This window comes from Candidatus Syntrophosphaera sp., assembly GCA_019429425.1.
GTDB lineage: Bacteria > Cloacimonadota > Cloacimonadia > Cloacimonadales > Cloacimonadaceae > Syntrophosphaera.
In genome coordinates this window covers 26955-34448 of the sequence record JAHYIU010000012.1, presented here as the reverse complement: position 1 = coordinate 34448, position 7494 = coordinate 26955, and the positions used below count along the sequence as shown (strand labels likewise).

6 protein-coding genes are annotated in these 7494 nt (G+C 55.8%); 4 read left to right on the top strand and 2 right to left on the bottom strand.

Annotation, left to right across the window (positions count from 1 at the left end; translation table 11 throughout):
* From K0B87_02460 to K0B87_02450, 3 genes are all read left to right on the top strand, one after another.
* Positions 1-192, top strand: a 192-nt coding sequence (locus K0B87_02460) for a hypothetical protein (protein ID MBW6513600.1), incomplete at its 5' end; no start/stop codon positions are given.
* Positions 193-204: 12 nt separating this feature from the next.
* Positions 205-825 carry a phosphotransferase gene (locus K0B87_02455; protein ID MBW6513599.1) on the top strand — a complete coding sequence of 207 codons (621 nt, stop codon included), beginning with the start codon at positions 205-207 and terminating at the stop codon, positions 823-825.
* A 97-nt stretch (positions 826-922) separates the two neighbouring features.
* On the top strand, positions 923-2623 hold the full coding sequence (locus tag K0B87_02450; GenBank protein ID MBW6513598.1) for a Na/Pi cotransporter family protein: 1701 nt from the start codon (positions 923-925) through the stop codon (positions 2621-2623).
* Between the two features lie 399 nt (positions 2624-3022).
* Here the strand turns inward: K0B87_02450 and lysS are convergent, their stop codons facing one another.
* Together lysS and K0B87_02440 are read right to left on the bottom strand one after the other, a co-directional pair.
* Positions 3023-4519, bottom strand: coding sequence for a lysine--tRNA ligase (lysS, locus tag K0B87_02445; GenBank protein MBW6513597.1), 1497 nt, complete (start codon positions 4517-4519; stop codon positions 3023-3025).
* 6 nt (positions 4520-4525) lie between these two features.
* Positions 4526-6025, bottom strand: coding sequence for a S1 RNA-binding domain-containing protein (locus tag K0B87_02440; protein MBW6513596.1), 1500 nt, complete (start codon positions 6023-6025; stop codon positions 4526-4528).
* Between the two features lie 202 nt (positions 6026-6227).
* Between K0B87_02440 and K0B87_02435 the strand changes: the two genes are divergently transcribed.
* Positions 6228-7493, top strand: coding sequence for a DUF4147 domain-containing protein (locus tag K0B87_02435; GenBank protein MBW6513595.1), 1266 nt, complete (start codon positions 6228-6230; stop codon positions 7491-7493).
* Position 7494: the final 1 nt, after the last annotated feature.

Sequence of the window (7494 nt, the reverse complement as noted above, 5' to 3'; positions counted from 1 at the left end):
GAACTGGGCAGGATTTATTTCGTTTCCTGGGGCGAAGAGGCCATCTTCATGATCCCCCAAGAACAGAACCGTACACTGCTCTGGCAGGAAAATATCCCCTCCCCCGCCGATATCTATTATCATCAGCCCACTGGCGAAATTATCGTCCCCGTCTTCAACAAGAACGAGATCCGGCGCTTCAAGGTAGATTGAGCCAGCTGCCCCATGACGGCAGGAACCAGCCGGGTCGAACTGCGGGATGACACTGTAAGGAAATACTTTACAGACCCGGAGGACTACGCGCGCGAACTGGCCGTGTATGAGCGCCGCCTGCCCCAGACCCCTGCCCTGCTGGATTTCAGCGCTCCCCAATGGATAGAAATGGCCAGGATCGAGGGCACGCCCTACCTGGACATTGGACTAACGCAAAAAGAATCTTCCCGCCTGGCCAAAACCATCGCCGCCTTCCACCATGCCACTCTGGATAACGGCCTCTGCCTCTGCCACTGGGACAACCAACCCCGCAACGTCCTTGCCGCCGAAGATTCGTTTTACCTGATCGATTTCGCAGAATCCAGATTTGCCTCGCCCGAGGCTGACCTCAGCCATCTTTTGCTGTTTTGGGCCGGCGAATTTCCGCCTCCAGCCCTGAAAAAACTAGCCACGGCGTTCATCTTGGCCTATCAGGAAGCGCTTCCTCTCGCCCCCACGCGGTGGCAACTGTCTCTGGCGCAGAGCATTGAGCGTTTCGACCAGCGCCGGGCCCGCCATTGCCATCTCATCCCACATCTGGACCCCAGCCAGTTGGCAACAAACCGGGATACGCTCTTCAGCCTCGTCAGATAAGCGAGTTCAGTCTCCGGGGCGGAGGATGAGAAAAAACCTTGACCAAAACCCCTATTCCGAAAATTGTCCTGCCATCCACTGAGGAGATAATGCAGATATGACTTTTATCGATGTCCTGAACCTGCTGGGTGGCCTGGCGCTCTTCCTGTTCGGCATGAACAAGATGAGCGACAATCTGCAGGCCGTGGCCGGAACCGAGATGCGCCGCATCCTTAAGAAGATCACCAACACTCCCTTCAAGGGGGTTTTGGTAGGCATGGGCATCACCGGCATAATCCAAAGCAGCTCAGCCACTTCCGTGATGATCATCGGCCTGGTCAACGCCGGGCTGATGACCCTGCAGCAGGCTGTGGGTGTGGTGATGGGGGCCAATATCGGCACCACGATCACCGCCCAGCTCATCGCTTTTGACATCGGCAAATTCGCCTACGCCTTTGTGATCATCGGCGTGGTGGGGATGCTGGTCAAGCGCTCCCGGAAAATGGAGCACTGGAGCCTGATCATCCTGGGTTTTGGCCTGCTGTTCATAGGCTTGAGTGTCATGTCCCATTCAGTTGCCGGTTTGAAGAATTCCCCCTTCGCCCACGGGATCCTGGCCCGTTCGGCGGATTTTCCCGTGCTGGCGATCCTGGCCGGCGCACTCTTCACCATGCTGATCCAGAGTTCCTCCGCCTCCGTGGGTATCGTGATCGTTTTGGCCAACACCGGCCTGATCCCCTTCGAAGGCGCAATCTACCTGGTCTTGGGGGATAACATCGGCACCACGATCACCGCCTGGCTGGCTGGCCTCGGAGCGAATAACACCGCCAAACGCGTCGCCCTCGTGCACACGATATTCAACCTCTTTGGCACGGTCATTTTTGCCTTTCTCACCTCGATGGGCATTTACAAGGTATTCATCAACCTCATCACCCCCGGCGACGTTTTTGCAGGCCAGAACGTGGCCCGGCACATCGCCAACGCCCACACTTTCTTCAATGTCCTCAATACGATCGTGATGCTACCCTTGGCCGGAGTTCTGGCCGGGATCGCCAAACGCATAATCCCCAAAGACCCGGAGGACACGATCTCCCTGGGCGAACCCAAGCACTTGAATTATCGCCTGATCGGCGATTCCCACCTGGCCATCGACCAATCCCTGCGGGAAATGCGGGAAATGCTGAGATTGGTGAGGCTGGGCCTGACCGTCTCCTTTGAGGCTTTCAAGGACAAGAACTACAAGAAGCAGATCCGCGTTTCCCGCATCGAAGCCTCCATCGATCACCTCCAAAGGGAGATCACGCGCTATTTGGTGGCCGTCAACGAACGCACCAACGCCGAGGTCATCATCCAAAAGATCCCCGCCCTGCTCCACACGGTCAACGACATCGAAAAGATCGGGGATTTCACCGAAGAGGTGAACCGCATCCTCAACTACCAGATCCCGGCCCAGAAAAACCCACTCTGCTCTGATTTCCGGGAGATGATCAACGATTTCCACGCCAAGGTGATGGACATGCTGGACCTTTCCATTGAATACATCGAGGAACTCAAGCCCCTCTACACCTACAAGATCATCGAACTGGAAGGCAGAATCAACGAGATGCACCACACCCAGAGAGAAAAGATCCTAACCCAAATCCAGAACGCGGAATGCGACCCCGGGGGCGGGCTGAACACCATCGACTATATCGACGCCATGGAATTGATCGCGGATAAGCTGAAGAACCTGGTCAAGGCCGGGACCCATGGATTCGTCTATTCGGTTGACATCCTGGAAACGGACGAGAACGACAAGTCCGAGCCAGACGACAATTGACCGCCGGGCCTCATGAGCTTAAGCAAGCGCCCAGCCAAATACAACGGCAAAGCTCTGTTTTCTTCCCCGTTTTTTTCTGAAGCTTGGTTTCTTGTCCGTATCCCGCACGATAACTGCCCGGCAGGCGCGAATCCGGCGGGATACGTACTGGAAACGGACCGGATGAATGTAAGGGGGGGGGGTGAACAGAAGCCGGGCTGGCTTCAGCTTTTATCTGGAATGGGCATCAAGCCCGGGCAGCGCGTCTTCGCTCCTCAGTCCAGAGCGCCATGCCACTCGAAACATCAAGGTACACATTCCCAACCTTGTTCGGGATGTGTACGCAGATTGTCAGGACGGAATTGGATGATGGAATGAGGGCGGAAAGGGAGGGATGTTCTGAAAAAGGACAGAAGCCGCTTATTCGGGCTTCATTTGGGGAAAGAGGATAACTTCCTTGATCGAGTCGTTTTCCGTGAGCAGCATGACCAGGCGGTCGATGCCAATACCGAGCCCGCCCATCGGCGGCATTCCGTATTCCATGGCCTCAAGGAAATCCTCGTCGACCACGTTGGCCTCGTCGTCTCCCAGGGCGCGAAGCTGCGCCTGTGCTTCCAGCCTGGCACGCTGGTCGAGGGGATCGTTGAGTTCGCTGAAGGCGTTGGCGAATTCCTGTCCGGCAATGATCAGCTCAAAGCGGTCCGCCAAGAGGGGATTGTCCTCTTTGGACTTGGCCAGGGGCGAGATCTCCTTGGGAAAATCGACCACGAAGGTCGGCTGGATCAGCTTTTCCTCAACATAGGTCTCGAACAGCAGGGCAATCAGCCTGCCCACTCCTGCTCCCGGCGGGATCTCCAGCTTACGTTCCCGGCAGAAAGCCAGGGCCCTCTCCAGATCGAGGTCGGAAAGGTCTATGCCCGCGTGCTGTTTGACCAGATCGGTCATGGAGGCGCGGGTGAAGGGTTTGCCCAGATCGATGGCATGGCCACGGAAAGAGTATTCCCTTTTGCTTAATACGTCCACGGCCAGGTGCCTGATCAGGTCCTCGGTGATGGCGATCATCCCCTCGAGGTCGGAATAGGCCTCATAGAGCTCGAGCATGGTGAATTCGGGGTTGTGGGTGCGGTCCATACCTTCGTTGCGGAAGTCCTTGTTCAGTTCGTAAACCCGCTCGAAACCGCCTACGATCAGGCGTTTGAGGTAAAGTTCCGTGGCAATGCGCAAATACAGGTCCGTGTCCAAAGTGTTGTGATGGGTCACGAAAGGACGGGCGTTAGCGCCTCCGTAGAGGGGTTGCAGGACGGGGGTCTCGACCTCGGTGTATTCGCGGGCGTCCAGGAAGGCGCGGATCGCGGTGACGATCCTGGCTCGTTGGATGAACACTTTGCGGTGATCAGGGTTGAGCAGCAGGTCCAGATAGCGCTTGCGATAGCGCAGTTCGATATCCGAAAACTCATCATAGCGGACTGTTTTGCCGTCCACTGTCTTTTCCTTGACTGCGGGCAGGGGACGGAGGTTCTTGCTCAACAGGCCGATTCTGTTCGCTTTGATAGAGTATTCGCCTGCCTGGGTGTGGAACATGGTGCCGAGAACCTGGATGAAATCGCCGGCGTCGCAGAGCTTGAAGAGTTCGTAATTTTCCTCTCCCACGAGGTTCTGCGCCACATAGAGCTGCACGCGGCCGCTGCTGTCCTCAATGTTTCCAAACCCGATCTTACCCTGCCTGCGCATGGCAACCAGCCTTCCCACCAGACAAACCTCACGCTCCGAAGAGATCCATTCCTCGCGGTCAGACAGCACTTCTGCGATCTTGTGGGTGCGGGAGGATTTGACCGGATAGGGGTTTATGCCCGCGTCAATGAGTTTCGCCAGCTTCTGTTTGCGAAGCTGGATGAACTGGTTATCCCGGGATTGCATGGAAACTTATAGGTCTTTGAAGGGATTGTCGTCCACTGGATTGGGCTTTTCGCTGGCGTATCTGCGCCATTCCTCGTCAGCGCGGGACCTTCCACGTCCGCGGGGGCGGTCGAATGAACTGCTCTGCGGCTCGCGGCGGTCATTGGAACGGTGGCGCTGCTCGACAACCTCGCCGGGGGCCCTGTCTGTGTAATCCAGGGTCAGGCGGTGGTTTTCCTTGTCGATCGCGGTGACCATCAGGGTGACCTCGTCGCCGGATTTGAAGCTGTCCTTCTCACGGATGCGGCTGCGGGGCAGAAGACCCGTGATGCCTTCAGTGATGGAGACGAACAGGCCAAAATTGGTGGAGCTTTCGACTGTCCCGGTGAAGGGTGTCTCGAGCTTGACGATCTCATCTATGTTTTCCCAAGGATCGGCCTGGAGGGCACGCAGGGAAAGAGAAATCTTTTGGGTGTCGGGATCGATGCGCAGGATCTGCACTTCCACAAAATCACCTTCCTTGAGCACTTCGCGGGGATGGGAAATGTTGCGGCTGCGGCTCATTTCGGAGATTGGGATCAGACCCTCGACCCCGGGCTTGATCTCGGCAAAGGCGCCGAAATTGTGCAGGCGGAGGACACGACAGTTGATATTGTCGCCTTCCTTGAGTTCATTGATGACCGCGGCAAAGGGATTTTCCTGCAAAGCCTTCATGGAGAGCGAGAGCTTGTCGCCCTTGATGTCCAGGATCTTGACTTCGACCTCCTGGCCAGCTTTCAGGGCGTCCTGGGGCTTGATGACATGCTGCCAGGATATCTCGGAAACGTGCATCAGGCCTTCGATCCCGCCCAGTTCGACAAAAGCGCCGAAACCGGTCATGCGCATCACAGTGCCCTTAACGACTTCGCCCACAACCAGCTTCTCGAGGGCGGCGGCTTTCTTTTCCTGCTCGGCCGCTTCTTCGATCTGACGGTGCGAAACTACCACACGGCGGCAATTGTCGGAACATTCAATCACCAGGAAATCCATGCTCTTGCCGATGTACTGCTCCGCGTTATCCCCGCCGCGCGAGGCGATCTGGGAAATGGGGCAGAACGCGCGGGCACCGAGGACGTCGACATTGAACCCGCCTTTGGTGACAGCATAGATCTTCCCCTCCACCGGAATCTTGCGCTCATAGGCGTCCAGCAGGGAGTTTTTGTCCACAAACTGCTTGGTGAGACTTCTGCCAATAACGAAACCCTGCTCGTTACTGTCCACGATATAACCTTTGAGGGTATCGCCTTCCTTGTAGCTAAGGTTTCCCTTTTCGTCGGCAAACTCACCGATCTCCGCGTACGCATCGAATTTCCCGCCCAGGTTCACGATCATGAACTTCTCATTGATCGTGACGATCGGGGCCTCGACGACGTCGCCTTTTTTAAATTCCTCTGTGGTTTGGAAAGATTCTTCGAGCAAGCGAAGATACTCTTCCCGCATTTCTTTCATTGCAGCTTTGCTGCTCGTTTCACGCACCTTGTCAGGCATAAGTAACTCCTAAGGACAATTCAGAAAGACCAAGTTTTCTATGAGGCCTTTTTTGTAAAGGATTTTATTTGCTTTCTGCCAACCTGCGACGGGACAAAGTTCACAAGCGTGAGTATCCCGACCCAAGGAAACGGAAAAATGGACTTGACTAAATCCTTTTGCGCATTTTATATGGATAAAATTTAAATTTTGGGAGAGATACTTGAGCAACCTCCATCACGGCATCTATCAGAGCTATCTGCAGCTCATGCACAGGTTTTGCCAGTATCCGCAACTGTTGAAGCTGCTGGACGCGGAGAAATTCAGCCCGCGGGTGCGAGTCTTGGCGATTGGCAAGGCGGCCTGGAAAATGGCTTCCCTCTGCGCTGCTTTGCTGGCTCAAAAAGGCTTTGAACATGATGGATTTGTGCTCACCAAACGCGGGCATTCACTCGGCCCCATCCCCAGTCTGAAGGTTTTGGAAGCCGGACACCCCATTCCTGACGCCTTCAGCCTGGCCCACAGCGCCCGGATCGTCGACTGGCTGGGTAGCATCCCTGCTCGGGAGGACCTGGTTGTATTGCTTTCCGGGGGCAGTTCCGCCCTATTCGAGCTCTTGCCGGAAAATGCAACACTGCAGGAACTTAGCGATATAAACTCCCAACTCCTTAAGAGCGGAAAAAGCATCGCCGAGATCAACCGCAAGCGGCGCGAACTCTCACTGCTGAAAGGAGGAAAGTGCCTGGACCTTGTCAATTCCAAACGCGTCCATGTCTATGCCGTTTCTGATGTGGAGGGCAACGATCCACAGATTATCGGCTCGGGCCCGTTCACGCCTGAGATACCAGCTTCCAAGACCCTGGATGGGTGGCGTTACAAACCTCCGGGCAAAGAGCTGCGCTATCACATTGTGGCCGACAACCGCTCGTTCTGTTCACAATTGGCCACGGACCTGCGCCAGCAGGGATGCAAGGTGTACTTGGAACCAAGCTTCCAAAACAGCCCCTTGCCTAAATTTGCAGAACAACTGCGGGAGATTCTGCGTCGGGCCGACAATCCCAGATTCCGGCTACATCCGCCTTTCATCCAGATCTTTGGCGGTGAAACACCTTTGAAGGTCACCGGTCCTGGAACTGGCGGACGTTGCAGCCATCTGGCCCTGTCGCTGGCGGCAACTCTCAGCCGTTACAAGAATTCCGCCCTCTTTTGTTTTGCCACTGACGGAAGTGACAACGTCTGCGGCAATGGCGGGTCCTACTCGGATTCAGGCACTCGCGTAAAACTGCGTTATGCCGGGATCGAACTCGCGAAAGCCAAAAGGGACTGTGACAGCTACACCGCCCTCAAGGCCATCCACCACATATTGCCGGCACCGCTCCTGGCCACGAACGTCAACGACGTGTTTATCCTATCCGTGGGTTACGATCTGGAAAAGCCGCTCTCCGCAAACTCCAGAGACAACTTTGACATCTTCGAAGGAATCCTCTGAG